Here is a 26771-nt window from a genome sequence, read left to right as displayed (position 1 = left end):
TAAGAATATTCTTATTAACCAAAGATACGATCAAGGAGGATGTTATGAAGTCAGTTCGCTTATTGTGGATGATTGTGGCAGTTGTGGCGGCCGGAGCGCTTTTTCTCTCAGGCTGCGGCAAACAGGCCGACAGTACCGCCACGGCAGGTTCCGGCCTGAAGGTGGTGACCACCATGTATCCGGTATATGAGTTTGCCAAGCAGGTAGCCGGTGATAAGGCAGAGGTCAGCATGCTCATTCCACCCGGTGCCGAACCTCACGACTGGGAGCCAAGTCCTAAAGACCTGGCCAGGATAAAAACCGCCAAACTCTTTTTATACCAGAGTGCCGGACTGGAACCGGTGGATAAGCTGCTAAAACCCGATGTGCTGGGTGATGCGAAAGCCGTGGAGGTCAGCCGGGGTATTCCGTTGATGGAAGGACCTGCTGAAGAGGAGGAAGCTGACGGGCAGGAAGCGGAGCATGCGGCTAAGGATACCCACCATGAACACATGGATGTTCACGTATGGCTGGACCCTGTTGCGGCCCAGCAGGAAGTGGATACGATTGTGCAGGCCCTGAGTGAGGCTGATCCTCAGAATAAGGCATATTATGAACAGAACGGTGAAAAGTTCAAAGCCGAATTACAAGCATTGGATCAGGAATACCGGACGACGCTGGCCAACGTGTCCAGCCGGGATATTGTTACAAGTCATGCCGCCTTTGGCTATCTGGCTAAACGGTACAATCTGCAGCAGGTTGCCATCATGGGACTTTCGCCGGACAGTGAACCGACACCGGAGAAAATGGCCAATGTGGTGCAGTTCTGCCGCGAACATAATGTAAAATACATATTCTTCGAAACCATTGTCAGCCCCAAGCTGGCCCAGACCATTTCGAAAGAAACCGGTGCCGGCCTGTTGGTGCTCAATCCGGTGGAGAGCCTCGGTGAAGACGAATTGAAGCAAGGGAAAAACTATTTGACCGTTATGCGGGAGAATCTGGTTAACCTGAAAAAGGCGCTGCAGGAATAGTCCTGAGCGCCAACGGGTGTGAGAAAGGCTGCTGTGACAGGAGAGTTTCCTGACACAGCAGCCTTTTACGGTTTTTACAGGCGCAGGGCCGCTTCGGCAGCCAGCGGTGACCGCTCGCATTCGTCGTGCTGCAGCGTCACCTGGAAGCACAGCTTGGAGCCGCGCATTTTTTCGCTGGCATAGGACAGGCCGTTGGAACGGCTGTCGAGGAAGGGATGGTCAATTTGTTCCGGGTCGCCCAGCAGGATGATTTTTGTGCCCAAACCGGGACGGGTGATCACCCCTTTGGCCTGGCGGGGCGTGGAGTTTTGCATTTCGTCCAGGATCATCCAGTATTTTTGCAGCGAACGGCCCCGTTGATAAGCCAGTGCTTCGGTTTGAATGGTCCGTTTGTCGAACAGCATTTGCACGGTATCTTCAGCCTGGGCGATTTCCTTGGCCTCCGTCATATTGTGGCCGGCCAGCAGTAAAAAGAGATTATCCCGTACAGCCCGCATATAGGGATCAATTTTTTCTTTTTCCGAACCGGGCAGAAACCCGATGTCCTCATCCATCGGAATATTGGGGCGGCAGATTAAGAGGTGGTGGTAATCCCGGGGGCGGCATTCGAGCTGTTTATAGAGGCCCACCGCCAGGGCGTAGAAGGTCTTGGCCGTTCCGGCCGGCCCTTTGATAATGACCAGCGGAGCTTCGGCGGCGCTCATCATCAGGCACTCTTGCATAAAGATCTGGCCGATGTTGCGGGGAATCACGCCAAAGGGGTTGCGGTTGGCGTAACGCAGATGGACGACCTGTTTGCCGTCAAACCGTCCCAACGCGGTATGCCGCTCGTTGTCGGTGGACTTGATCAGAAGAAACTGGTTGGTTTCCAGTGTCGCCGGAATTACTGTGTGGCTGGGTTCATCATAAACGAACAGAGCTTCGGGGGAAATGGTATGACTATCGTCGTCATGAAAGACATTGATGATTTCGGAGGAGGTGTATACGACCAGACGGCCGGTATACTGTTTTTCAATACTGGCAACTTTATCGTTCAGGTAATCTTCTGCCTGTATCTTTAGAATGGTCGCTTTGACTCGCATGTTGGTATCACGGCTTACCAGGATGGTGGGGTGGCCCTGTTCCATAAAGCCCTTGCAAACCTGGAGAATACGGTTATCGCCTTTGCTGCGATCCCAATGGGGTGGCAGTGTGGTGTCCAGATGGTTGGTTTCGATGCGTAAGCTCCCGCCCTGCTCGGACAAAGGAACGCCGGCCAGCAGGTTGCCTTGTGTGCGAAACCGGTCAAGAATCCGGCTGACCTCGCGGCTGTTGGCGCCGCGGTCGCTGGATTCACTTTTAAAGCGGTCTAATTCTTCGAGAACAACTTCAGGAATAATGACGGTATGTTCATTGAAAGCAAATAGTGACTGAGGAGAGTGAAGCAGTACGTTCGTATCCAGTACATAATACTTATTCAATACAATCCCTCTTTCCTGAGAATATTGACCTGCCTATATACAGTATATGCGAAGCCGGCGGGCTATGAGTTATGGTTTCTTTAAAATCAGGTAAAACCAAACGCGAAACGATGTGATCGCCCCGCGTTTGATAGTAAAGGGAACTACTATTCTGATGGTTTTTCCGGTGCCGGGCCGAGCGGCAGCCGTAAGGTGAAGGCCGTGCCGCGATTGAGTTCGCTGGTTACGTTAATTTGGCCGCCATGCATTTCGGTAATGAATTTGACAATGGCCAGGCCCAGACCGGTGCCGCCGGTGCTGCGGGTTCGGGCCCGTTCCACGCGGTAAAAACGCTCGAAGATCAGCGGCAGATCCTGGGACGGAATGCCCAGACCGGTATCTTGGATTCTGATGCAGGCCTGCGTCGCTTCCTGCCAGGCGGTAATGATAATTTTGCCTTCATTGGGTGTGTATTTGTTGCTGTTGTCCAGTAAATTGACTAATGCCTGTTTTAACCAGTCAGGGTGGGCGGGAATCGTCAGGTTTTCTGTCACTTCCAGCGACAGATGCTGCTCTTTTCGTTCGATATTCGGCAGCAGTTCCTGAACTACCGTCTCTAGCAGTGGCTGCAGTTTGACCGGTTCCAGACTGATTTGCTGGCGGTATTCCTGGGAATTAAGCTTGGCCAGTTGCAACAAATCCTTTACCAGCCGGTGCATGCGTTCAGCCTGGTTGTGGATGATGTTGACAAAGCGGCTGCTCAGTTCAGGGTCCTGGAGGGCGCCGTCCAGCAGCGTTTCGGCAAAGCCTTTAATGGCGGTCAGCGGGGTGGCCAATTCGTGCGAGGCATTGGCCACAAACTCGGCCTGGCGTTCGTGGATTTCCTGCAGCACGGTTATATCGTGGAACACGGTAAGAATTCCCGTAGTTTCTTGCTCGGGGTCGATGATGGGGGCGACAAAAACCCGGAATACCCGTTTGTTGCCGCCGATATTGGTTTTTAAATCAATCGATTTGTTTACGGAAGACTGGAGGGTTTCCTGAATAGCCTGATTAAGCAGGCTGTTGCCGATGACCTGCAGATTATGCTGGCCCATCATGGCATCGTCAATGGAAAAGGTGTCTTTGGCCATTTTATTGATGGCCGTAACCCGGCCGTAGCGATCGAGCAGGATAACGGCATTGTCCATATGCTGTAAAATTAGCGACAGCTTTTGCGTCTCTGCCTGGGCTTCATGAATTTTGTCATCCAGATTGGATGCCAGATTATTTAACGCTTGAGACAGAAAGTCAAGCTCGTCACCGGTGTGGGTGTGGACACGGCGTTTGAGGTCCCCGTTGGCAATGGCGAGTGCGGCGGCGGTGATGTCCTCCAGTGGCGCTGTATAGTGCTTGGCCAGCCGCAGACTGAGCAGGATGGTCAGCAGCGCGACCAGGAAGAGGGCGGCTAGCACGGCGGAGCGGATTTGACCGAACCCGGCCTCCACGTAGGCCAGTGTACTGGCGACACGGACTACGCCTAATAGTTCTCCCTGCTGCCGGATAGGAATGGCCGCATAGAGCAGGTTCTGGTGTAAGGTAGTACTGTAACGGATGCTAGTGCCGGTACCCTGACGGATGGCGTCGCTGATTTCCGGCCGGGACAGATGATTTTCTAACATTTCCGGATTTTCCCACGAGTCGGCCAGCACTGTTCCGGCCGTATCGACTATCGTAATCCGCAGATTATTTTTGGCAGCCAGCTCCTTGACCTCCGGATCAAGGGAGGCTTTACCCTCCGGGGTGTGCATGGAATGGAGCAGGAACTGCTCGGTAACCTGGGCGTGGGTCAATAAGTTGCTGGTCAGGCTCTCCAGGTTGTGTTGATAAAAGTACCAGAGAATATAGCCTCCCAGTAAAGACAGGGTAATAATCCCCAGCAATAAAAAAGAAACAAGCAGTCTGGAGCGGATTCCCCAGCGGAACATAGCTGACACCTCCCGGAAATATGGTGCCTTCATTATACAGCCTTTGATTAAGACCGTGCAATGCCTATCGCCGGCTATGCCGGCGGCGGCTGTTTTATTTAACAAAAAATTAACAAGAGTTAATATGAGCTTAACAAGTAGTACAATTTGCCTGTGATATGCTATCATTGTAATCATAGAATGCGATGTTTGGGGAGGCGGGACAATATGTCGAGACAAATCAAAAACATCTTGATTCTGTCGGCTTCTATTGGTTCGGGCCATGACCGGGCGGCGAATGCGCTTGCCGGCGCACTGCAAAGCAGATATCCGCTGGCACAGATTACGGTAGTCGATTTTATGGATGGCGAAAGGTCTTATCTGAGTGGCTTTATGAAGGAAACCTATCTGAGAATGCTCCGTTTGTCACCTAATATATATGATGTTTTATACCGATGGACCCAAAACGGCCGGCAGGGAACGGGGATGGGAACCCTAATGGCCCGGGTTTTACAGGAAAGTATGCTGGAAATTATTGAAACCTATCAGCCGGACTGGCTGATTGCGACCCATCCATTTTCCTGTGGTGCGGCGGCCTACTTGAAACGGAAGGGAAAAATTCATATTCCGCTGGTAGGCGTGATCACTGATTTTGCCGTACACCGCCTGTGGGTATATCCGGAAGTGGATTGTTACTTCGTTGCCGTGCCGGAATTGCGGGAGGCTTTGCTGGCACAGGGGGTGGCTGCTGCCAAGGTGAATGTAACCGGTATTCCCATTGATTCACGCTTCTCCCAGGCTGTGGACCGGACGGCGGCCGGCCGCCGGCTGGGGTTGGCGACCGATCGCTACACCGTGCTGCTCATGGGCGGTGGCTTGGGATTGGGTGGCGTGAGCCAGGCAATTTATGTGCTGAATGAAATTTCCCTGCCGCTGCAACTGGTGGTGGTGGTCGGCAAGAATCGGAAATTGTATAAAAAGCTACAAGCGGTTACGGCGGCTTCCGGTCATCCGGTCAAGCTGCTGGGCTATACCAGTCAGGTGCCGGAACTGATGGCGGCAGCCGATGTACTGATTACCAAACCGGGCGCCCTGACGATCAGTGAGGCGTTGAGCATGAAACTGCCGATGCTGCTGTATGCTCCCATTCCGGGGCAGGAGAAGGAAAACGCAGCCTATCTGGATGCCAAGGGGGCGGCGTTCTGGGTAAAGAATGACGCTGAATTAAAGCGACTTTTAACTGGCATGATTGTGAACGGCAATATCGCGGCTTTTGTGCAGGATAATGCAGAAAAGCTTGGGCAACCAAGGGCGGCAGAAGCGATTGCCGCTATTATCAGTCACCGCTTCGATAAACGGGGAATCGTATCTGGTTTCTAAATCGGTGGGCGAGGAGTGATGCTGTGTGCAAGGGAGCCAATCTCCTTCTGTGAAATATACCGGTACAACGCTGATGCTGGCGATAGCCAGTCCGTTGCAGGGTCTGCTTGACCGTCCGGGTATTACCCATGAATTCTGCAACAGGCAGGCTGTTGCTACTTTAAAAAAAGACGGACTCATGGGGAGCGCGGTGTTTTTTGAAAGTTATTTGGCTGAATTGAACGCTGGCGTCTACTGGGCGGATGGTGGCTGGAAAAACGCCGGCCATTACTTTGATCCGGTCAGTGGCAGGGGACTGTGGCACTTTAGCAATGCCCTGGCCGAACTGCAGGGTTATTATAACCGGGGAGTACAGCATTTTGAGTGTGGTGATATCGCCAAAGCCGTCTTCTTTTTGGGCGCAGCGGCGCACCTGCTGCAGGATGTGTGCGTGCCGCACCATGCCAGAGCCAAACTGTTTTGCGGTCACCGCGAGTATGAACGCTGGGCCGAACAGCATCATCACGAATTTGCCGTCGAAGGACAGGGTGTGTATGACAGTGAGCATCCCTGCCGACTTGCCTTACATAACGCGCTGATTGCCGCCGATTTGCTCGAGTGGGTAAATGAAACGGCAAGTATTACGGATTTTCGCTCGGCAACACTGGTATTGTTACCGCTGGCCCAACGTACTACCGCCGGCTTACTGCAGCGGTTTTCCGAACAGGTTGGGCTGCCGCAGCAGAGTTTGAACGGCGGGTAACCGCTAAGGGAACCACCGACTTATTCATGCCACGCAGCCTGGCGGATCTTTTTCCGTCTGGCTACGTCAGCAAAACCTTGAAATAGGGGCCGCTATTCCTGCGCTTTTGCTTCCTTGCCAGTCGGAAAAATCTCTCGCCAGGCCGGCAGGCTCATTAAATCAGCGGTTTCCTAAGAAACGGTTGCTTAATAGAATAAAAAATGTTATCGGAGGAACCAATGTGCTGGCACTCAAGTGGGAAGCCTCAAAAAACCCGGCTAACCGTGCCGCAGATGGTGCAATGAATGATACGATGATCACGTCAGATATGCTACAGGAGTTTGAGCAGGTTCTTGCCAACCAACAAATCCGGCCGGTTTTTCAGCCGATTGTATCGTTAGACGACGGGACGGTTGCCGGCTATGAAGCCTTGAGCCGGGGACCGCAGAACTCTCCGTTGGAGAGTCCTGCTTTGCTGTTTTTAGCCGCCGAGCAGAGTGGCAAGGTTTGGGATTTAGATTTTTTATGCCGGACAAAGGCGCTGGAAAAGGCAAAGCATCTGCCTGATATGCAGATGCTGTTTATTAATGTGGACCCGAAGATCATCAACGACGCCCGTTTTGAAAAAGGTGTCACCAAGGAAATTCTGGACAGCTATCAGATTGACGCGACCAAGATTATTTTTGAAATTACCGAGAAAACTTCGATCAATGATTATAAAAGTTTCCGGCGGGTGCTGGACAATTATACCAGTCAGGGCTATAAAATTGCGATTGATGATACCGGGTCCGGCTATTCGGGCCTGAAAATGCTGGCTGAAACCAGACCGCAGTTTGTGAAAATCGACATGGATCTGGTGCGTGATATTGATAAGGACTCGCTAAAACAGGCATTAATGCGGGCCTTTCAGGATTTTGCCGTATTGACGAATATGAAAATTATTGCCGAAGGCATTGAAACTGTTGATGAACTCAACACGTTGATTTCCCTTGGCATTCCCTATGGACAGGGTTTCTTTCTGGGACGGCCAGAGGCAGAGTTTATGGATATTTTGCCGGCCATCAGGCAGCATGTCATAGCTAAACAGGAGCAAAAGCAGCAGGAACTCTTTCATACGCCGCTGACTATACCGATTGGCGATATTGCTCGCCGTGACCCGTCCTTTGAAGTCAGCATAATCGGCTCTCAGGCCATCGAGCATTTTGACTGTAATCCTAACTTAATGGGGATTACCATTGTCCAGGATGGCTATCCGGTCGGCCTTTTGATGCGCAATACCCTCTTTGGCCGATTGGGCACCCAGTACGGAGTAGCCGTATACACCAAGCGGCAGGTAAGCCTGCTCATGGACCGCAATCCGTTGATTGTCGATTATTATATGCCCCTGGACCAGGTATCCAAGTTTGCCGTGTCCCGTCCGGAGAAGAATTTATATGACTATATTATCGTAACGCGCAATGGGCTGTATTATGGCATTACTACAGTAAAATGCCTGCTGGAAAAAACCACTCAGCTGGAGGTCAACCGGGCTAAGCATTGCAACCCGCTCAGCGGGCTGCCGGGCAATATTCTGATTGAAGAAAAACTGCGGCAGGAACTGGAGCGGCGCACGGACTTTGCCGTGCTCTATTTTGATCTGGACAATTTTAAAGCCTACAACGACACCTACGGGTTTGACAACGGCGATAAGGTACTGTCCATGCTGGCTCAGATGATTCAACAGCAGGTGTTGCTTTGGGGCAACCGGGATTGTTTTGTCGGGCATATTGGCGGCGATGATTTTATCGCCGTGGTAAAACAGGTGAATGTGGAAGCTCTGTGCCAGGCGCTCATTGAATTGTTCGATAACCGGATTTTGGATTTTTATACCGAACGGGATAAAATTAAGGGATATATCATTGCCAAAAACCGTCATGGTGTGGAAGAAAAATATCCGCTGATTTCCCTGTCCATTGCCGTGGTAAAAAACCAGGCCGGACGGTTTAAGTCAACGGCTGCATTGGCTGAAACCGCCGGAGGCGTAAAAAAACGCTGCAAAGTCATCTGGAAAAGCTGCTACTTTGTCGGACCGGAAGCTTGCGGCCATTGAATAGTTGTTCTGTTTTCAGTAATTAAAGAGTTGGTGTAAACGCGCAAATCCGGCATTGGCCGGTTTTTTCTTTGTCGGAAGACCGTTGCGGCGGATTGGTGCATGGCTAGTGCCTCCTCGGTAAAAGCCTAAGTATTGTCGGCCTTTTTGTTTGCCGGCTTCGTTGTCATCGGCTTACATATGTCCGCGATATGCGCCTCCTCTGTCTCGCCTGACAGCAAGAATTCTCGACGCTACACTTCCAGTTTCACCGGATGAGGCACTGGAAGAAAGTTAACAAAACCGTAACATTCGCTTAACACAGGCCAGTTGGGCATGCTTTACAATGAGAGCATAGCCAAAAAAATAGGAGGTCTCATTTGATGAAACTTGTTCAGAAGTCAAAGGCTTTGGCCGCTGTGTTGGGTCTTGTTCTAGGTATGAGTGTGATTGCAGGCTGCGGTAGCTCGGGGGCAGGCACCGAAGGAAAAAGCCAGCCGGCTGAGGCTAAAGTGGAAGGTACGGTAACAGCATCAGGTTCGACGGCGTTGCTGCCGCTCCTCAAACCAGCTCAGGAAGAGTTCCAGAAAAAACATGACAAGGTCACGATCAATATCGCCGGCGGCGGTTCCTTCACCGGGATGAATCAGGTTGCGGCAGGTTCGGTGAATATCGGCAATTCCGATGTTGATTTGCCGGCTGAATATAAAGATAAAGGCCTGATTGATCATCAGGTCGCAGTAGCACCGTTCGTATTTATTGCCAATCAGGATGTCACTCTGGATAATCTGACAAAACAGCAGTATGTCGATATTCTGACCGGTAAAGTTACCAATTGGAAAGATGTGGGCGGCAAGGATGAAAAAATCACCTTGATTCACCGGGCTAAATCCTCCGGTTCCCGCGCTACTATCAGTGATCTGGTGCTGAAAGGCGCTGCCTTTACTGACAATGCCGTTATTCAGGATTCCAACGGTGCGGTTCGTTCGGCAATTGCCAGCACACCCGGTGCTATTGGCTACGTTGACGCCGCTTATGCCGACAACACGGTCAAAGCCTTGGCCGTAGACGGTGTAAAGTACAGTCCTGATGCGGTTATCGGCGGTCAATACACTATCTTTGCCTATGAGCATATGTATACCAAGGGAGAAGCCACCGGTGCGGTGAAAGCCTTCATTGACTATGTTATGAGCAAAGAGTTCCAGGAAACCTATGTAGAGAAAAACGGCTTTATTCCCATCACCAAAGTGAAGAAATAAGCGCTTTCTTCTAAAGGCAGGCCACGCTTTTCGTGGCCTGCTTTTTTATTTAACAGAAACTTTACAAAGCGTTAACAAATTGCCCTGACCCGGTGCTTTATAATGAACTCATGAGAACTATAAGGATGTGAGGTCATGGAGTTGGCAGAGAACTGTGTAACAGTAGAAGATAGGGAACATAAATGGAAACTTCTCTATGATAAATATGTCCGGTACTTATTTATTGCCAGTGCCGGCTTAATGGCGGTTATTATTTTGTCGATCATTCTCTTTATCGGGCAGCAGGGGCTGCTCACCTTTAAGGAAGTCAGTCCCAGCGAGTTTTTCTTTTCGACCAAATGGGACCCGAGCGAAGGCAGTTATGGTGCCTTTAGCTTCATTTCCGGGTCGGTGCTCGTAACACTGCTGGCAGTCGTGCTTGGTGCGCCGCTTGGTTTGGCGGGAGCTATGTTCATGGCCAAGATTGCTCCGGCGCGGCTGAGAAATTTCATGCGGCCCGCCACTGATTTGTATGTGGCCATACCTTCCGTGGTTTACGGCTTTGTGGGGTTGACCATCCTAGTGCCCTTTATCCGGGAAACCTTTCATGCCAGTTCCGGTTTTGGCCTGTTGGCGGCGGCCGTGATTCTGGCAGTTATGATATTGCCGACGATTATCAGCATCTCGGAGGATGCGCTGCGGGCGGTGCCCCGTACGCTGGAGGAGGCGTCCCTGGCCCTGGGCGCGACCCGTTGGCAGACATTATGGAAGGTGCTGGTGCCGGCCGCCTTGCCGGGTATTTTAACCTCAGTAATCTTAGCCATGGCCCGGGCTATCGGAGAGACGATGGCGGTACAAATGATCATTGGCAATACGCCGCAATTGGCCAAGTCTTTGTTTATGCCTACGGCGACACTGCCCAGTGAGATTGTCGTGGAAATGGGTAATACGCCGTTTGGTTCGGCCTGGGGCAATTCACTGTTTTTGATGGCTCTGGTATTGCTTTTATTGTCACTGGGGATGATCCTGGTTATTCGCCGGATTGCCAAAGAAAGGGTGGGGTGAGATGAACGGAACGTACGCTAAGAGGTCTTACTTGATCAACCATTTGGCGACGGCACTGATGTGGGGAGCCGGTCTTCTGATCATGGGCATTCTGGCAGTTTTTTTGCTGTATATTTTGTATCAGGGAGTTCCCGTCCTATCCTGGAACTTTATTACCGGCCGGTCGAGCGATATTACTGTGGGTGGCGGTGTAGGAGCGCAGTTTTTCAACTCCTTTTATATTTTGGTGCTGTCCCTGCTCTTTTCGATTCCGGTTGCCATTGGTGCCGGGGTTTATCTGGCTGAATACGCCGGAAACAGCCGTCTTACCGATATAATCCGTCTTAGTACCGAAAGCCTGGCGACTGTACCCTCCATCGTACTGGGCCTGTTCGGCATGATTATTTTTGTGAACATGCTGGGGGTCGGTTTCAGCATTATCGGTGGTTCGCTTACCCTTATGCTGCTCAATCTGCCGGTGCTGGTGCGGGTAACGGAGGAGTCGATCCGCACCGTGCCGGTATCTTACCGGGAAGCCAGTCTGGCGCTGGGCGCCACCAAGTGGCAAACCATCTGGCGGGTGGTACTGCCCAATGCCCTGCCGGGAATCATCACCGGCATTACCCTGACAGCAGGGCGAGCCCTCGGCGAGACAGCCATTTTGATATTTACCGCCGGTACGACAGTAGCCCGTCAGATTCCTAATTTTGATGTGACAGCGGCTGGTGAAACACTGGCGGTGCATATGTGGTATGTCATGGCGGTCGGCCTGGTGCCTGACCGGATGGAGATTGCCAACGGTATTGGCGCGCTGCTGATTATCACCATCCTGGCCTTTAATCTGATGTTTACTATTCCGGGGCAGCTTTTGCAGAAAAAGCTGAGTGCCGGAAAGCATTAATAAAAGGATTAACCTGGCTTTATAACAACAGGGGCAGGGACCGTAAAAGGGTCCCTGCCCCTGTTGTTATGTTAAGATGAGCGAAAGATTAACACTGTGTTAAGTCTTTGTTAAATATGATGTATTGCTATAGGTGGACAAAGAAAAAAATGGTAATATGTAAACGAACATACATGGATTAGGGGGCACGGGGATGAACCGAATCAAAATAGGTTTGAAGAGCATCCGCAGAGGTTTGTCGAACTGCCGGTACGAAAAGGGCGAGCACGCGGTACGGCAGTTAATGTCTTCCCTGGTGACACGGGCCACAGGGTTTATTGTTGTCATCTGCTCTTTGGCGATGCTGCTGACCGGCTGGTATTTTGCCGCGCAGACCATGTCCAGTCTGCAAAGCGCTGCTGTAGATAAAAACAATAAAGTAGCTGAACGCGTGGCCAGTGACATCGGCCGTTATTTGCAAAGTAAAAAGAATTTTATTACGGTAGCCGGGGCTTATCAAGCGCTACGGACGATGCAGCCTGAGGCTATCCGGCAGTATCTGGAGACGATTCAGGCCTATTATGGCGGTAATGATCCTTTATTCGTGGCTAGGCCTGACGGCAGCCTGGTATGGTCGACCCAGCCGCTGACCATGCCGTCGCTGGCAGAGGCCGGCTATTTTAAAACAGCGTTGCAGGGGTTGACGCAAATCTCGGAGCCTGTGGCCGGACCTAATCAGCAGTTGCAACTGGTAGGAACCACACCTGTATACGGCAGCGGCAACCAGGTGGAAGGTGTGCTGGGGGCGCATATTTCGCTGAACACTCTGTATACCATGGTGGAAGAGGTATTAGCCCAGAATCCGGGCTATGCCGTCATCATTGTTGATCATGAGCAAGTACCACTCTTTTATCAGAGCGATACGGCTGCAGTCACCGAACGCAAGGTGCTGCCCGACGATTTTTATAAAAAGGCGGTAACCGAGGAAACCGGCGATACTATCGGTGTTTTCCGGGGTCAGGAATATTTGATCTCTTACCGGCCGATTGCCAATACTCCCTGGCTGGCTATCGCCGCCTATCCCAAAGAGCTGGCCTTAACAGAAGCCTACACAACGGTGCGGCATAGCATCTTTGTAACGGCGGCGATTACCCTTGTCTTTGTACTGCTTGGTTTTTTTGCTATCCGCAAAACACTGCTGCCGCTTAAAAAATTGCAGCAGGCGGTGGAACGGGTTGCTGGCGGTGATTTGACCCATCAGCTGGACAATAGGAATAATGATGAACTAGGACGTGTGGCAGGCGGTTTCAATCAAATGACGGCTAATTTGCGGCAAATTGTTCTGTCGGTAAAGGAAACGGCCGTATTGGTACTGGAATCCTCCGGACAGGTGGGACAGGCTGCCGGACAGGCTAAGTCGGCCAGCAGTCATGTGGCAGAATCGATTGTACATATTGCCGGACAGATGGAACAACAGAGTCGCGATACCGAAACTACCGAGGTTTTGCTGCATGAGTTGGTCGGTGTGACCCGGACGGTCACAGAAAGTATTCAGGAGGTTGCCCGTTCGACTGAGGTTTGCGCCGCTGCGGCACTGGAAGGTCAGTCGGTGATTGAACAAACGACCGGGACGATGGATCAGATTAAACTGTTGGCCGACAGAACAGGAAAGACGGTAGCCGGACTAGTTGCCTGCACCAGGGAGATCGGTCAGGTTACTCATATTATCAAGGAAATCGCCGATCAGACCAATCTGTTGGCGCTTAATGCGGCGATTGAGGCGGCCCGGGCCGGTCAGGCCGGACGGGGCTTTGCCGTGGTGGCGGAGGAAGTACGAAAACTGGCGGAGCAGTCGACACAAGCCACAGGCCGGATTGCCGACATTATCAGTCGGATTCATCATGAGGCGGAGGATGCTGTCAGCGCGATGGAGCAAAGCCGCAGTTATGTGGATAAAGGCGTGGTTATCACCCAGCAGAGCGGCGTTGCCTTTGCCAAGATTGTAGAAGATATTGAGTATGTCAGATCGCAGGCCAAGACCATTACACAGGAAACCGATGCGCAGATGCTGCTATGCGGTCAGGCCATTGAGGCCGTAACCCATATTACCGAACTGGCGGCCGGCAATACCGGCAGTTCGCAGGAAATTGCCGCCGTTTCCGAGCAACAGGCAGCCGCGGCCCATCGAATTACCGATGCGGTAGATAGGTTGCAAGGTATGGCTGCCGATTTGGAGTCGATGGTACGTCAGTTTACGGTGTAAAAATTAGCGAGTAGTGATAAAATTCTCATATCATTGTCATACTAATAGCAGATAATTGCTAAGGAGGCAGTGATATGCAGAAGATGAAACCGATATATGTTAAGCTATGGATTGTGCTTGCCGCCATCCTGCTGCTCGGCGGCTGTTCCTGGTCGAAGTCGCCGCAGCAAAAGCCGGAACAGAAGCCGCCGGCGCCCCAGCAGCAAACGGCTCAAGGGACCGAGCCGACCATCACCGTGTATATGCATGAAACCGGTGAGAAACGTTCCATGAAAATGGAAGACTATATTGCCGGTGTAGTGGCCGGTGAGATGAAGAATGACTGGCCCTTGGAGGCGCTAGCTACACAGGCGATTTTGGCCAGGACTTTTACCCTGCAGGCTATTGAGGAAAAGGGCGGCGTACCTGACCGGGGAACACAGGCTTCGACCGATATTAAGGAATTTCAGGCCTATGATGCTCAAGCGGTTAATGATCAGGTGAAAAAAGCGGTGGATATGACCCGCGGTCAAATCATTACCTACCAGGGTAAGCCCATTCATGCCTGGTTTCATGCCAGCGCCGGCGGTATAACGGCCACTGCTAAAGAAGGCTTGGATTTTAAAGAGGACGAGCCGCCGTATATCACCAGTGTGCAATCGCCGGATGAGTTGGCTCCCGCCGATGTGCAAAACTGGACAGCCGAGTTTACCAAGCAGGAAGTCATGGATGTGCTGCACGGTCTGGGTAAGGATGTGACCAGCCTGGATAACCTGCAAATCGGTAAAAAAGGTCCTTCCGGCCGGGCGCTGACGCTGCTGGTCAACGGGACTATCGAGGTGTCGGGACCGGAAATGCGCATCGGCCTGGGCAGCAGCAAGCTAAAATCCATGCTGCTTGATAAGATTGAGCTGACAGGCAATAGCGTTCGCTTTACCGGTAAAGGCTATGGCCACGGCGTAGGCATCTCTCAATGGGGCGCTAACAAAATGGCCCAAGAAGGCAAAAAGTCGCAAGACATCATTGGACATTACTTTAAGGATGTTACCATCGAAAAACGATGGAACTAAAATTTAAGTCAGTTAGAGAGGCTGTTGTGGTTTTTAACGCAACAGCCTCTCTTTCATAAAAGCATAGTAGTCAGCAGAAAGTTTTCTTTCTAACACAAAAGGCTATGATAATTAGTTGATGAATGATCAGAGACCAATGATAATTTCTGCGGTAAGGAATTACTTTAACTCGTTTAGATGGTTTTAACGGCCGTTACGGAAAAAGGTGGTCCGCAGGATGCCAGAAGGGGCAGCTTCCGTTAAGAAATCCGCTTGTCTGAGCGAAGCGAGTTTCGGATTTTAGGAAGCTTCCCCTTTTTGTATCATGACAAAAAGGGGAAGAGATGATTGGAGACAGTTTATCTCATCAAACAGGCCCGAAGAAGACGTGGGAAAGAACAGGTATTAAATGGTAAAAGGAAAAGTAATAGAATACATTGTCCCTGCATATACATCACTAAGTCGATGGATCATCGGGGAGGGAAAGGTATGCCGGTTGATAATAGAACACCGAAGTGGCAGCATCAACTGCGGTTAGTGGAAAGGGAGGAATTGGAGGTCGAGGGTGTGGTAAGCCTGGGCAGTTATGATGAAAATGAAATGATCATGGAAACCGAGCAGGGCCTGCTGTCGATTAAAGGAGAGCATCTCAATATTAAGCAGCTTAATCTGGAGCAGGGGAGCCTGGTGGTGGAGGGGCTAGTCAAGGGCATTAGCTATGATGACGGTGGGCACCAGAAAAAAGGGCTGCTGGAAAGGTTTTTAAAATAGACGGTTATTCCCGGCAGACAGGGGAGGAATGGGCTTGCGAAGCAGACTGCTAAGGACATGGCGCTTCCTGGTCTGGCTGCTGCTGGCTGAGCTGCTGACGTATGGTGTGTTACACACAGCGGTGCTGGGATACAGGACCTTAAGCTGGCGGCATTTTAATAACCGGGCAGCAGCGCCGGGTCAGCCGGTGCCGGCGGACATCCCCTATGCCGGGCTGATCAATCAGGCGGCTGGGGCGGCCGGCGTTAATCCGGAACTGGTAGCCGGTGTGATTTTCGCTGAAAGTTCCTTTAATCCTCAGGCGGTGTCCCCGACTGGTGCCAGGGGGCTGATGCAAGTCATGCCGGCCACCTGGCGGCAAATCAACAGTGAAATTCATGCCACCGGTGGCCGGAGCGATGAAGCCTGCTACTTTGATCCGGCGGTAAATATACGGATCGGCACAGCGTATTTGAGTCGCCTGCTGGAGCGGTACAAGGGTAATGCCGTACAAGCGCTGGCGGCGTATAATGCGGGACCGCAGGCTGTGGATGACTACGGCGGCGTACCGCCGTATGATGAAACCAGGCAGTATCTGGCACGGATTGCGCGGTACTCTTCCGAACTGCGGCAAGAGCCGTTTACCTGGCCGGGCGATGACCTGAACGCCTTTTGGCCGCCGTTGCACCTGCTGACAGGGGCAACACTGCTGCTTTTGGTGTGTCAGGGGCGCCAACTGCGTAACAGACATAAATCCTGGCGGTGGTACTAGTGGTCCGTCTACTCTGAAATCATAAAGGCCTCATGGTCCTTTTCCACAATGCTTCATTGCCGTCGATTTATCTATGCTCGATAGATGCGCCTCTCTGCCTCGCCTTGCGAAAAAATTCCCGCGAATTCTTTTAGGCTTTCAAAGTAGGCAGACTACTAGGGTAAGGAGTGAGACTATGGAATTGAGCGGGCAGGCTGCAGTGTTTGGGGTCATGGCGGCAACAGGCTTCCTGCTAGGCATTTTATTTGACGGCTACCGGGTTTTACGGGGAACCGCCAGGCTGAAAAAATGGAGCACGGCATTGGCCGACCTTTTGTACTGGCTGATTGCGACCGCCGTGGTTTTCGGCATCCTGCTGTTCAGCAACGGCGGTGAGCTCAGATTATATGTCTTTATCGGTTTATTTGCCGGTGCCGCTCTGTACTATCGTCTGGCCAGCTCCTTCGTCATTCGTTTGCTGTTGCAGGGGCTCCGGCTTACCGGCGCCGGCGTCAGATACCTGAAACTGTTGCTGTTCTGGCTGGTGGTAAAACCGGTGGCTATCCTGTTTGGAGCACTGGTCTTTCCTTTTCTGTTTACTGGGCGGCGGCTGGCGGCTGCGGGGCGGAGCGCCGGGCGATATTGCCGCGCCCGTAGACCCTGGCGCTTTAACAAGCGGCCGCCGGAGAAGTAGTTTTCTGATGCCAGCCGTCTGGTGTGGCAGGAAAACGGAGCGGTCTGGCGAATATAGGCAGAAATGAATGTTGTATTGCCTTTTGCCGGCTGCCTCGTGGTGCCGGAAATTATCAATGATGGTGGTGCTGAAAGTGATCAAGCAGCGGCCGAAATACCGGCTAAAATGGTTTAGGCTGGTCGTTATCGGACTGATTGTGTATTTTGCGTATCTTTCTTTTGGACAACAATCTCAGATTAATGCGATCAACCAGGAGCTTGAGGCGACGAAAGCTAAGCTGGCGGAAGCCGACAAACGTCATGCCGAACTGACGGAGGAGCGTAACCGTCTGAATGACCGGACCTATATTGAGAAGCTGGCCCGGGAGGAACTGGGTTTGGTAAAACCGGGAGAAGTGCCCTATGTTCCGGCCAAGGAATAAGGGGCATTATTGTTATAAGATTGTTAATTGTAACAGTATTTCTTGACACCTTTTCACCGTCAAGAGTATAATATGTTTGCAAAACGAGTTATTTAAGGGAGGATATTTGTTAGTATGTCCATTGAAATTGGCAGTGTGGTAGAGGGCGTTGTAACCGGGATTACAAATTTCGGGGCGTTTGTTGAACTGCCTGGAGGAAAAGTCGGTCTCATCCATATTTCTGAAGTCGCCGATGTATATGTCCGCGATGTAAAAGATTTTCTCAAGGAACAGGATAAGGTAAAGGTCAAAGTGTTATCGGTTGACGAGCGCGGTAAAATCGGCTTGTCCATCAAACAGTTGCAAGCGCCAAATCCTAATGCCGCTGTAGGCCCCAAACGAGTATACGCCAATGATAATCGGCGCCCTGCCAATGACAATCGGCGTCCCAACAAGTTTAACACCGTTTCTTTTGAGGATAAGCTGAACAAGTTTCTGAAAGACAGTGATGAACGGTTAAGTGATCTTAAGCGCAACACGGAATCAAAGCGTGGTGGCCGTGGCGCTGCCCGCCGAGCGGAATAAAAGATGGAACCTTCCTGCGGGAAGGTTCTTTTTTTGTGCCGGAAGACTTGTGGGCGGCTTGCAATAAAACGGTGAGGGCCTTTGCCCTGTCTTCTTAGCCGGAGACAGGCAAAAGCCCTCACCGTTTTTTATTTGTATCGACAATTTACTCAGCCACTTCTTAGGACTGCCGGTACTGATCAATGGCAGTCATGGATATATTTGTACTTTTCGCTTGCCATATGTCGGAATATTTTTCCAATTTAGCGACTTGTTCAGACAAAGATTGGGTATTCCTTTCTGTAAAATGATAGTACAGATGAACGTCTCTGGACAACCCTAATCCTGTAATGCTGACGGTCTATATTTCGTAACACTGCGTTGTCGTCAATCGGCATACGTTCGGTATGCCTCTTTCCCTCGCCTTGTGCTGCGAAACATAGCCGCCATCATCTGTCGTTTTAGAATTGCCAAGGGACTAGATAGCAGAGGTGGAGGTTCTTATGTCGAAAGTAACAGTAGTTTCTTTGCCGGATAAAGCCGTAGGGCTGCCGGAAATGGCCGAACAGGTCAGTGCGGCGCCTGCCATAAAGCAACGAATGACAGAAAGTTTCAAAGTGGGACGCCTGTTGGTTAGACGTTTTGCGGCGGTGGTGACGGCGGAGTATTTGTTTGTTGCCGTACTGGCCTTCTTGCTGTCGAGGGTCAGTATTCTCGGTGAAATTTCTCCCTTCGGACTGGCCTTTTTTGCGGCAACGGCTCAATTCTTGCCCAGTCAGGCTTTAGGGGCCGGGTTCTGGGTGATTGTGGGGAGCCTGTCGGCCGGACACTATTCGGAGGCGTCAGTCTACGGGTTGTCGGTGTTGCTTTACTTTCTGCTGGCAGACAAGCTTACGCTGCTGCATCGGAAATTCCTGGCCGTTCCGTTGTTTCTGATGGGCACGGTACTGATCGGCGGGCTGGGATTGGCTTATATGAACCTACCGGTTGTTACCCTGTATACGGTATTGGAAATTTGTATGGAGGCCGCCATGTGCATGCTGCTGGCCTATGCGTTTTTATACGCTTTCCCGGTCTTGCAGGCGGCGCCGGCAAGCGCCGGCAGGCAGCTCAGTCAGGAAACCTTCATGTGTCTGGTCGTTTTGCTGGCGATTGCTAGCAGCGGTTTGGATGGCTGGTGGTTATTGGATTACAATGTACGCAATATGGCCGGCAGTCTGCTAATCATGATACTGGCCCTGGCGGGCGGACCGGGAGCCGGTGCCGCTGCCGGGACCGTGCTTGGTCTGGCCGCCGGATTGCTGGACGGCGCGGTGATGCATGTGGCGTACTATGCCCTGGCCGGGACTTTTGCGGGTATTTTTCGTAAATTTGGTAAATTTGCCGTTATTTTAGGCTTTGAAACAGGCAGTCTCTTGACCATATTATTCTTTGGACAAGCTGCTGAGCTGTTAAATGTATTAAGTGAATCCGCCTTAGCCGCGATTCCTTTTATTTGCCTGCCCATGAGCTGGTTGGGAGAATGGACGGCCCGCTTTGTGCCGCGGGGAGAACGGGCAAAACCGTCGCAAAAAATCAGTGAGGCGGCGACTAAACTGACTCATGTGGCTGATCTATTTCAGGAACTGGCAGTGACCATGAACCGGGTTAGCGAGCCGCGACCGGAACAGTTCCGGGAAGAAGCGACTGCCAAGGTGCTGGCGGCTATTGATGAACAGGTTTGTGGGGCCTGCGCCCAGCGGGCCAATTGCTGGGAAGTTGATTTTTACCGGACCAGCCAGGTGATTAGTGAACTGATTTTATCAGGGGAAGCCATCACAAGCAGCACATTGCCGCCTTATTTGCGCAGCGTATGCATTAAACAGCGGGAACTGGCGGTGGCTCTTGTTGCGGTGGCTGAGCAGAGCGGCGGTACGGGCGGCAGCCGTTACAAGCTGGCCGGCCAGCGGCAACTGGTGGCCGAACAAATGAAAGCGATTGCCAATATTGTGGGAAACCTGGCGCAGGAAGTGGTCAGAGAAACAAAAGATGACCGGAGAGCGGCGGCGCTGCTGGCATCGAAAGCGGCCGAGGCGGGCTGTCCCGTGAGTGGTGTGAAAGTGAACGGCCGCCAAGGGACGTTATGTATCCGGCTGGAAAAGGAACCTTGTCAGGATCGGCAAGAATGCCGGCAGGTTATTTTGCCGTTGGCCGCCAATTTGCTGCAGGAACGAATGGTACTGCGGACTCAGTGCGGTCATGCCCTGCGACACAAGCCCTGTCAGATCGTGCTCCAGCCGGCCAAACGTTTTACCGTACAGGCCGGTATGGCCAGCTTAGCTAAGGAGGTACACCAGGTTTGCGGCGACACCTGTTCCGTCACACATTTGCCGCAAGGGAAAACGCTGCTGCTACTAAGCGATGGTATGGGCAGTGGCAGTCAGGCGGCGACGGAAAGCTCTCTGGCGGTACAACTCATGGAAAAACTCCTGACTGCCGGTTTTGCTGTGGAAGCGGCCATTAGGACAACCAATGCTATGCTGCTGCTGCAGGGACCGGCTGAAAGCTTTGCTACGCTGGATATGGCAATTATTGATACTTATAACGGGGCGGTGGAGTTTCTCAAGATTGGCGCTCCGCCAAGTTTTGTAAAACGGGTTCATGAAGTCGGCATGATCCGGTCGGCATCGTTGCCAATCGGCATATTGCAGCAGATTGAAATTGAACCGGTAGAGGCGCAACTGGCGGCAGGCGATATTATTGTCATGGTAAGCGACGGTGTGGCCGATGTACAGGCGACGGCAGCCGGCAAAGAGAATTGGGTAATCAATTATTTGCGGCGCCTGCGCAGCAGTCAGCCGCAGGAGGTGGCACAGCAGATTCTGGCGGAAGCCAAACGCCTGTCGGGCGGACGCCTGCGGGATGATATGACGGTGTTGGCCGTCCGGATTGCGGAGTCCAATGCCCTACAGGGAAAAACAGCCGGATAATCCGGCTGTTTTTTCTGTACCGGGATTTAATAAGCGACGAGGGAGGGAGCCATACTATTTTAGTACCCTCCCTTACTTTGTGCTGCGGAATAGTCTCGCTGCCAGGACCCGCGAATGGTTTCGAGACCTGTGGCGTAATGGATTTTTTCATTTGGTCACATCATTATGTTTTGCGGGCTGCCTTTTCTGCCCGTGCCGGCGGGGCTTCCCAGCGTCGTACTGCCGGGCTCAGAAGGAAATTTTATAATCTGGGCGAACAGTAATACCAAAAGGTGGTGGCAATGTGGAGATTCCCTTGGAGAAGATTGTTCTGTTGGCGGCGCTGGCCGGTGAAGTCCTGCTAAAAAACGGCGGTGAGACCCGGCGGGTGGAGGAAACGATGGAGCATATGGCCAGAGCCTGCGGCGCGGCCGGTGTGGAGAGTTTTGTCATTCCAACCGGGGTCTTTCTGACGGTAAGCGATGCGTCGGGCCAGTCGCTGACAATGATTCGCCGGGTCAGGGACCGGACGATCAACCTGGACCGCATTGCCAAGGTGAACGAGCTGTCGCGCCGGCTGGTGGAGCGGCGTATTGATCCTGGCAGCGCCAAAGCCATCCTGTTGCGCATCTCCAAGGAACGGAGCGGATTCTCTTTGCCGACTTCCATAGCTGCGTCGGGCGCCATCGGGGCGACGACCGCTGTCCTGCAGGCCGGCGGTTTTTTTGAGATTGGGGCGGCTTTCGTAGCCGCCGGCGCGGTACGTTATATTGCCCATGTTGTTTCCCGGCTGCAGGGAACGCCGGTAGCTTATGAGTTTTTAGGCGGCGCAGTAGTGGCGGTGATTGGTTCGGTTTTATACTATTACTGGCCCCATTTAGGCCGTGACAGCATTATTATCGGCGGCATCATGCCCCTGGTGCCGGGTATGGCGATTACCAATGCGCTGCGTGATTTCATTGTCGGTGATCTGGTGAGCGGCCTGTCACGGGGCATGGAAGCCCTGCTAACGGCGGTGGCGGTAGCCATGGGCGTTTTTATCGTCCTGGCGACGGTCCTGTGAAAAAGCGGTGAAAGGGAAGGTAGTATGGTTGTTTTTAAATTGGTGGCGGTATTTCTAATGTCTGTTTCTGTCGGGGTGTTATACCGGATTCCGCGCAGCTTGCTGTTATATGCCGGCGGCGTTGGCGTGGCCGCCTGGGGAGTTATGTATCTGGCGGGACTGGCGGGAGCCAACCCGATAATGGCTAATTTTTTGGCCAGCATTGTTATCGGCGTGTCGGCCGAACTATTGGCCCGGCTGTTAAAGAAACCGGCAATCATCTTTATTATTCCCGCGTTTTTTCCCCTGGTGCCGGGCAGCGAGGCCTATACAACCATGCTGTATATGGTGAAGGGGCACTATGTGGACGGGGTATCCATGGCTATGCGTACCGTTTTGACGGGCGCCGCCATTGCTTTCGGCATTTTTTCTAGTTCTACCGCCTATCGCCTGGTGATAAATTATAATAAATTAGGGCGTGTCGGAAAGCTACCGAAATGATCCGGCTAGTTTTTTGACACGCCCTAGGGAAGAAGCCGGTCGTATGATAAAAAAAGTTAAACAATATATAGAGAGTCACTCGCTGCTGCGATCCGGTGATACCGTTCTGCTGGCCTGCTCCGGCGGGCCGGACTCGCTGGCGTTGCTGCATATCCTGCAAGCTTTGCGCTCAACCTATGATATTGAACTGGTAGCGGCCCATGTGGACCATATGATCCGGGGGGCTGAGTCGGCGGCAGACGCGCAGTTTGTCGCTGATTTCTGCCGGCAACGGGATATCCGCTGTTACAGCACGGCGCTGGACATTCCGGCTTTAGCCGCCGGTTCCGGGCATTCGCTGGAGGAGACGGCACGGTTCTTCAGATACCGGTATTTGCGGGAAGTTGCCGCCAAGGTCAAAGCGGCAGCTATTGCCACAGGCCATCACCGGGACGATCAGGCTGAGACGGTACTCATCCATCTTTTGCGGGGCGCGGGCGGTGACGGTCTGGCGGGTATGCTGCCGACCGGTAACGGAATTATCCGGCCGTTGCTGGCGGTGACCCGGTCTGAGATTGAGGCCTACTGCCGGGAGCACCGGCTGCCGGCCCGCACGGACAGCACTAATCGGCAAACCGATTATCTGCGCAATTCCATCCGTCTGGAATTGCTGCCTTGGCTGGAGGAACGCTATAATCCGGCAATTAAGGAGTCTTTGTGCCGCACGGCGGCGATCATTGGCGAGGAGCACGCTTTTGTCCGGGCGGCAGCCGAGCAGATCTGGGGAGAAACGGTACAAACCGAGTCGGAAATGTTCGTGTTGGACGGACAGAAGTTTGCCAGTCTGCCTTGTGCGCTGCAGCGGGAAGTATTGCGTTTGACAATTGAAAAAAAACAGGGAAATCTAAGAGGAATAAGCTTCTATCATGTGGAAAAAATGATAGAGATGATTTTAACCGGACAGGTGGGCGCCTGCCTGCCGTTGCCCGGCTGCCTTTGGGCACGCAAGACTTATAACGGTCTTGTCATTGGCACTCTGTCCCATCCGGCGGAACCGGAGATTCCTGCTCCGGTGGACATCCGGTTGAATGTACCGGGCCGTACGGTGGCGGCGGAATTAGGGTGCATAGTTCACGCCCGATTATTGCAAGCTAGTACTGGTGACCATTTATCGCAGAACGCGGTCTTTGATGCCGACAAGCTTGTGCCGCCCTTGGGTATCAGGACGCGTCTGCCGGGAGACCGTTTTGTTCCGTCAGGTATGCGGGGCAGCAAGAAATTAAAGGACTTTTTTATTGACGCTAAGGTAGAGCGTCAACAGCGCGATCAGGTGCCGATCATCTATGATGCAGCAGGAATACTGTGGGTCTGTGGTTTCAGGCAGTCTGAACGAGGCAAAATAGACAGCAATACTCGGAATTTATTGCAGCTGACAATCGAAAAGCAGGGGGAGAAAGATGGTACATTCGATGATGGATGATGTGGAAAGAGTACTGATTAGCACGGAGGAGTTAAAACAGCGGATTGCCGATATGGGGAAGCAGATTTCTCAGGATTATGCGGGCAAGGAAATTTTGATGATTGGCGTACTGCGCGGGGCGGTTATTTTTATGGCCGATCTGGCACGGGCGATTGATATTCCGGTTGCCATCGATTTTATGGCAGTGTCCAGCTATGGTGCCGGTACGTCCTCCAGCGGCGTGGTGCGTATTTTAAAAGACTTGGATGAAACGGTGGAAGGAAAGCACATACTAGTGGTAGAGGATATCATTGACTCAGGTCTGACCCTCAATTATTTACTGGATAATATCAAATCACGCAAACCGGCCAGTCTCCGGATGTGCACGCTGCTTAACAAACCGGAGCGCCGGAAAGTGAATGTGCATATAGATTATAACGGTTTTACCATACCGGATCATTTTGTGGTCGGCTATGGATTGGATTACGCCGAAAAGTACCGTAATCTGCCGTTTATCGGTATCTTGAAACCAGCAGTATATGAACCTTAAATTTTGTTAAAAGCTGAAGGTAACAAATTGTTTAGTAGTGGCAGTTATGGTATAATGTTCTACTATGGAGGTATTTGAACCTCTGCGGAATATCGGTTTTGGGCTCTAGTGAGAGGAGGGCTACTTTTTGAATAAATTTTTTCGTAATGTCAGCTTTTACTTGTTAATTATCATCATTGCTATATCGATAATTGACTACTATTCATCGCGTACCACGAACAAGCAGGAAATCAGCTATACGCAGTTTCTGCAGCAAACAACGGATCAAAAGGTTGAACGTGTAACGATCGTGGACAATACGATTAAAGGTAAGCTTAAGGATGGTCAGGAGTTTACCACGGTTGCACCCAATGATCCTACACTGATTAATACATTACGGGAAAAGAATGTGGATATTAAGGCTGAACAGCCGCCACAGCCACCCTGGTGGACAACAATTTTCTCGTCAATTCTGCCGATGCTGCTCTTGATCGGCGTGTGGTTTTTCATTATGCAACAGACCCAGGGCGGCGGCAACCGGGTGATGTCTTTCGGTAAAAGCCGTGCCAAGCTGCACAGTGAAGACAAGATCAAGGTGACCTTCCACGATGTGGCCGGTGCCGATGAGGCGAAGCAGGAACTGGAAGAGGTTGTCGAGTTTCTGAAGCATCCGAAAAAGTTTAATGACTTAGGAGCGCGTATCCCTAAGGGCGTGCTGCTGTTTGGACCGCCGGGAACAGGTAAGACACTGCTGGCGCGGGCGGTGGCCGGCGAGGCTGGCGTACCGTTTTTCAGCATTAGCGGCTCCGACTTCGTAGAAATGTTTGTCGGTGTCGGTGCGTCCCGGGTGCGGGACTTGTTTGAACAGGCGAAAAAGAATGCTCCGTGCATTGTGTTTATTGATGAAATTGACGCTGTTGGCCGTCAGCGTGGCGCCGGTTTGGGCGGCGGACATGACGAGCGCGAACAGACGCTCAATCAGTTGCTGGTGGAAATGGACGGCTTTGGCGTCAATGAGGGAATTATCATTATTGCCGCTACCAACCGTCCTGATATTCTCGATCCGGCGCTCTTACGTCCCGGCCGTTTTGACCGGCAGATTGTGGTCGACCGTCCCGATGTAAAAGGCCGGTCGGAGATTCTGAAAGTTCATACCAAGGGAAAACCGGTGGCTAAGGAAATCAGTTTGGAAGTACTGGCCCGCCGTACGCCCGGCTTTACCGGCGCCGACCTGAGCAATCTGGTCAATGAGGCGGCTCTGCTGGCGGCGCGCCGCAATAAGCGCCGCATTGAAATGCCGGAACTGGAAGAAGCGGTGGAACGGGTGGTTGCCGGACCGGAACGGAAAAGCAAAGTGATCAGCGACAAGGAAAAGAAGCTTACCGCCTATCATGAGGCTGGGCATGCTTTGATTGGCATGCTGCTGACTCACACCGATCCGGTGCACAAGGTTTCGATTATTCCCCGCGGCCGGGCCGGCGGTTATACATTGATGCTGCCGAAAGAAGACCGTTATTACGCGACTCGTTCGGAGCTCTTAGATCAATTGAAAACCCTGCTGGGTGGCCGGGTGGCAGAGGCCGTTGTTCTGTCCGAGATCAGCACAGGGGCGCAAAACGATCTGGAACGGGCTACCGATCTGGTGCGCAAAATGATTTGCGAGTTCGGTATGAGCGAAGCGCTGGGGCCGATTACCTTTGGCCGCCGGCAGGATCAGCAAGTATTTTTGGGTCGTGATATTTCCCGCGACCGCAACTACGGCGAAGAGGTGGCTTCGGCCATAGACCAGGAAGTACGCCGCTTAATTGAGGATGCCTATACCAAGACGGAAGAAATGCTGCGGACCAATATTGATAAGCTGCATTTGATTGCCCAGGCACTCATTGAGCGGGAGACGCTGGAAGCTTCTCAGTTGGAGCAGTTGTTAAAAGAAGGAAAAATTGATGGCACGGCGGTAGGGGAAGACAAACCGGCTGAACCTGCTGAACCGGCTGCACAGGATAATACCGGCAGTGGTGGTGTGGCAGAGGGACCGAAAATCGTGTACCTTTCCCGCGAACACGGCTGGCAACGTTAATAAGTAACATCATTGCGGAAAAGACTTGCACTATACAAGTCTTTTCTTCTTTATAGG

22 protein-coding genes are annotated in these 26771 nt (G+C 52.1%); 20 read left to right on the top strand and 2 right to left on the bottom strand.

Translation table 11 applies throughout. From position 1 onward, the window contains the following. The first annotated feature begins 44 nt into the window (after nucleotides 1–44). A complete protein-coding gene (locus BMW43_RS07665; RefSeq protein ID WP_091745419.1) occupies nucleotides 45–1013 on the top strand; it encodes a metal ABC transporter substrate-binding protein in 969 nt (322 codons plus the stop codon). A 74-nt stretch (nucleotides 1014–1087) separates the two neighbouring features. On the opposite strand, the gene BMW43_RS07660 is transcribed toward BMW43_RS07665, so the two are convergent. Both BMW43_RS07660 and BMW43_RS07655 read right to left on the bottom strand, forming a co-directional pair. Continuing rightward, a complete protein-coding gene (locus BMW43_RS07660; RefSeq protein ID WP_091745417.1) occupies nucleotides 1088–2473 on the bottom strand; it encodes a PhoH family protein in 1386 nt (461 codons plus the stop codon). Nucleotides 2474–2619: 146 nt separating this feature from the next. Beyond that, nucleotides 2620–4419, bottom strand: coding sequence for an ATP-binding protein (locus BMW43_RS07655; RefSeq protein ID WP_091745415.1), 1800 nt, complete (start codon nucleotides 4417–4419; stop codon nucleotides 2620–2622). A 207-nt stretch (nucleotides 4420–4626) separates the two neighbouring features. Between BMW43_RS07655 and BMW43_RS07650 the strand changes: the two genes are divergently transcribed. The 19 genes from BMW43_RS07650 to ftsH all read left to right on the top strand — a co-directional run bounded on the left by BMW43_RS07650 (nucleotide 4627) and on the right by ftsH (nucleotide 26714). After that, complete coding sequence (locus tag BMW43_RS07650; RefSeq protein WP_177173500.1) at nucleotides 4627–5778, top strand: MGDG synthase family glycosyltransferase; 1152 nt, start codon at nucleotides 4627–4629, stop codon at nucleotides 5776–5778. A 25-nt stretch (nucleotides 5779–5803) separates the two neighbouring features. After that, on the top strand, nucleotides 5804–6520 hold the full coding sequence (locus BMW43_RS07645; protein ID WP_143050585.1) for a zinc dependent phospholipase C family protein: 717 nt from the start codon (nucleotides 5804–5806) through the stop codon (nucleotides 6518–6520). Between the two features lie 220 nt (nucleotides 6521–6740). Beyond that, nucleotides 6741–8588: a GGDEF domain-containing protein gene (locus BMW43_RS07640; protein WP_245732267.1), complete on the top strand. Its 1848-nt coding sequence runs from the start codon at nucleotides 6741–6743 to the stop codon at nucleotides 8586–8588. Between the two features lie 362 nt (nucleotides 8589–8950). Beyond that, nucleotides 8951–9826, top strand: coding sequence for a phosphate ABC transporter substrate-binding protein (locus BMW43_RS07635; protein ID WP_091745409.1), 876 nt, complete (start codon nucleotides 8951–8953; stop codon nucleotides 9824–9826). A gap of 135 nt (nucleotides 9827–9961) precedes the next feature. Then, nucleotides 9962–10870, top strand: coding sequence for a phosphate ABC transporter permease subunit PstC (gene pstC / locus BMW43_RS07630; protein ID WP_091745407.1), 909 nt, complete (start codon nucleotides 9962–9964; stop codon nucleotides 10868–10870). A 1-nt stretch (nucleotide 10871) separates the two neighbouring features. After that, nucleotides 10872–11750: a phosphate ABC transporter permease PstA gene (pstA, locus tag BMW43_RS07625; RefSeq protein ID WP_091745405.1), complete on the top strand. Its 879-nt coding sequence runs from the start codon at nucleotides 10872–10874 to the stop codon at nucleotides 11748–11750. A 193-nt stretch (nucleotides 11751–11943) separates the two neighbouring features. Continuing rightward, on the top strand, nucleotides 11944–13992 hold the full coding sequence (locus BMW43_RS07620) for a methyl-accepting chemotaxis protein (protein ID WP_091745402.1): 2049 nt from the start codon (nucleotides 11944–11946) through the stop codon (nucleotides 13990–13992). A 74-nt stretch (nucleotides 13993–14066) separates the two neighbouring features. Beyond that, nucleotides 14067–15041: a SpoIID/LytB domain-containing protein gene (locus tag BMW43_RS07615; protein ID WP_245732266.1), complete on the top strand. Its 975-nt coding sequence runs from the start codon at nucleotides 14067–14069 to the stop codon at nucleotides 15039–15041. A 468-nt stretch (nucleotides 15042–15509) separates the two neighbouring features. Next, nucleotides 15510–15791: a YabP/YqfC family sporulation protein gene (locus BMW43_RS07610; RefSeq protein ID WP_091745401.1), complete on the top strand. Its 282-nt coding sequence runs from the start codon at nucleotides 15510–15512 to the stop codon at nucleotides 15789–15791. A 34-nt stretch (nucleotides 15792–15825) separates the two neighbouring features. After that, nucleotides 15826–16542, top strand: a complete 717-nt coding sequence (locus BMW43_RS07605) for a lytic transglycosylase domain-containing protein (protein ID WP_177173499.1) — start codon at nucleotides 15826–15828, stop codon at nucleotides 16540–16542. 175 nt (nucleotides 16543–16717) lie between these two features. Beyond that, complete coding sequence (gene yabQ, locus BMW43_RS07600; RefSeq protein ID WP_177173498.1) at nucleotides 16718–17215, top strand: spore cortex biosynthesis protein YabQ; 498 nt, start codon at nucleotides 16718–16720, stop codon at nucleotides 17213–17215. A 67-nt stretch (nucleotides 17216–17282) separates the two neighbouring features. Next, nucleotides 17283–17636 (top strand): FtsB family cell division protein, encoded by a 354-nt coding sequence (locus tag BMW43_RS07595; protein WP_245732265.1) that lies wholly within the window; start codon nucleotides 17283–17285, stop codon nucleotides 17634–17636. Between the two features lie 114 nt (nucleotides 17637–17750). Then, the gene (locus tag BMW43_RS07590) at nucleotides 17751–18200 is read left to right on the top strand and encodes a S1 domain-containing RNA-binding protein (RefSeq protein WP_091745395.1); all 450 of its coding nucleotides are present in this window, start codon (nucleotides 17751–17753) and stop codon (nucleotides 18198–18200) included. A gap of 482 nt (nucleotides 18201–18682) precedes the next feature. Further along, entirely contained in the window at nucleotides 18683–21148 is a 2466-nt protein-coding gene (gene spoIIE / locus BMW43_RS07585; protein WP_091745394.1) for a stage II sporulation protein E, read from the top strand. A 283-nt stretch (nucleotides 21149–21431) separates the two neighbouring features. After that, nucleotides 21432–22190 carry a threonine/serine exporter family protein gene (locus BMW43_RS07580; RefSeq protein ID WP_091745392.1) on the top strand — a complete coding sequence of 253 codons (759 nt, stop codon included), beginning with the start codon at nucleotides 21432–21434 and terminating at the stop codon, nucleotides 22188–22190. A gap of 24 nt (nucleotides 22191–22214) precedes the next feature. After that, a complete protein-coding gene (locus BMW43_RS07575) occupies nucleotides 22215–22670 on the top strand; it encodes a threonine/serine exporter family protein (protein WP_091745391.1) in 456 nt (151 codons plus the stop codon). 43 nt (nucleotides 22671–22713) lie between these two features. Continuing rightward, entirely contained in the window at nucleotides 22714–24129 is a 1416-nt protein-coding gene (gene tilS / locus BMW43_RS07570; protein ID WP_091745389.1) for a tRNA lysidine(34) synthetase TilS, read from the top strand. Continuing rightward, nucleotides 24119–24658 carry a hypoxanthine phosphoribosyltransferase gene (hpt, locus tag BMW43_RS07565; RefSeq protein WP_091745612.1) on the top strand — a complete coding sequence of 180 codons (540 nt, stop codon included), beginning with the start codon at nucleotides 24119–24121 and terminating at the stop codon, nucleotides 24656–24658. Before tilS ends, hpt begins: the two co-directional genes overlap by 11 nt. Before the next feature lie 127 nt (nucleotides 24659–24785). After that, a complete protein-coding gene (gene ftsH / locus BMW43_RS07560; protein WP_091745387.1) occupies nucleotides 24786–26714 on the top strand; it encodes an ATP-dependent zinc metalloprotease FtsH in 1929 nt (642 codons plus the stop codon). Nucleotides 26715–26771 lie beyond the last annotated feature (57 nt).

The organism is Propionispora vibrioides, assembly GCF_900110485.1.
GTDB classification, from domain to species: Bacteria; Bacillota; Negativicutes; order Propionisporales; family Propionisporaceae; genus Propionispora; species Propionispora vibrioides.
The sequence above is the reverse complement of the archived record's forward strand: the minus strand, read 5'-3'. Positions and strand labels throughout refer to the sequence as shown.

What these genes read in the sequence shown, in the direction of transcription:
- spoIIE (WP_091745394.1), top strand. Translation starts at nt 18,683, where the DNA reads ATGTCGAAAGTAACAGTAGTTTCTTTGCCGGATAAAGCCGTAGGGCTG.
- BMW43_RS07620 (WP_091745402.1), top strand. Translation starts at nt 11,944, where the DNA reads ATGAACCGAATCAAAATAGGTTTGAAGAGCATCCGCAGAGGTTTGTCG.
- pstA (WP_091745405.1), top strand. Translation starts at nt 10,872, where the DNA reads ATGAACGGAACGTACGCTAAGAGGTCTTACTTGATCAACCATTTGGCG.
- BMW43_RS07575 (WP_091745391.1), top strand. Translation starts at nt 22,215, where the DNA reads ATGGTTGTTTTTAAATTGGTGGCGGTATTTCTAATGTCTGTTTCTGTC.
- BMW43_RS07655 (WP_091745415.1), bottom strand. Translation starts at nt 4,419, where the DNA reads ATGTTCCGCTGGGGAATCCGCTCCAGACTGCTTGTTTCTTTTTTATTG.
- BMW43_RS07650 (WP_177173500.1), top strand. Translation starts at nt 4,627, where the DNA reads ATGTCGAGACAAATCAAAAACATCTTGATTCTGTCGGCTTCTATTGGT.
- tilS (WP_091745389.1), top strand. Translation starts at nt 22,714, where the DNA reads ATGATAAAAAAAGTTAAACAATATATAGAGAGTCACTCGCTGCTGCGA.
- BMW43_RS07665 (WP_091745419.1), top strand. Translation starts at nt 45, where the DNA reads ATGAAGTCAGTTCGCTTATTGTGGATGATTGTGGCAGTTGTGGCGGCC.
- BMW43_RS07590 (WP_091745395.1), top strand. Translation starts at nt 17,751, where the DNA reads ATGTCCATTGAAATTGGCAGTGTGGTAGAGGGCGTTGTAACCGGGATT.
- BMW43_RS07635 (WP_091745409.1), top strand. Translation starts at nt 8,951, where the DNA reads ATGAAACTTGTTCAGAAGTCAAAGGCTTTGGCCGCTGTGTTGGGTCTT.
- pstC (WP_091745407.1), top strand. Translation starts at nt 9,962, where the DNA reads ATGGAGTTGGCAGAGAACTGTGTAACAGTAGAAGATAGGGAACATAAA.
- hpt (WP_091745612.1), top strand. Translation starts at nt 24,119, where the DNA reads ATGATGGATGATGTGGAAAGAGTACTGATTAGCACGGAGGAGTTAAAA.
- BMW43_RS07610 (WP_091745401.1), top strand. Translation starts at nt 15,510, where the DNA reads ATGCCGGTTGATAATAGAACACCGAAGTGGCAGCATCAACTGCGGTTA.
- BMW43_RS07615 (WP_245732266.1), top strand. Translation starts at nt 14,067, where the DNA reads ATGCAGAAGATGAAACCGATATATGTTAAGCTATGGATTGTGCTTGCC.
- BMW43_RS07595 (WP_245732265.1), top strand. Translation starts at nt 17,283, where the DNA reads ATGTTGTATTGCCTTTTGCCGGCTGCCTCGTGGTGCCGGAAATTATCA.
- yabQ (WP_177173498.1), top strand. Translation starts at nt 16,718, where the DNA reads ATGGAATTGAGCGGGCAGGCTGCAGTGTTTGGGGTCATGGCGGCAACA.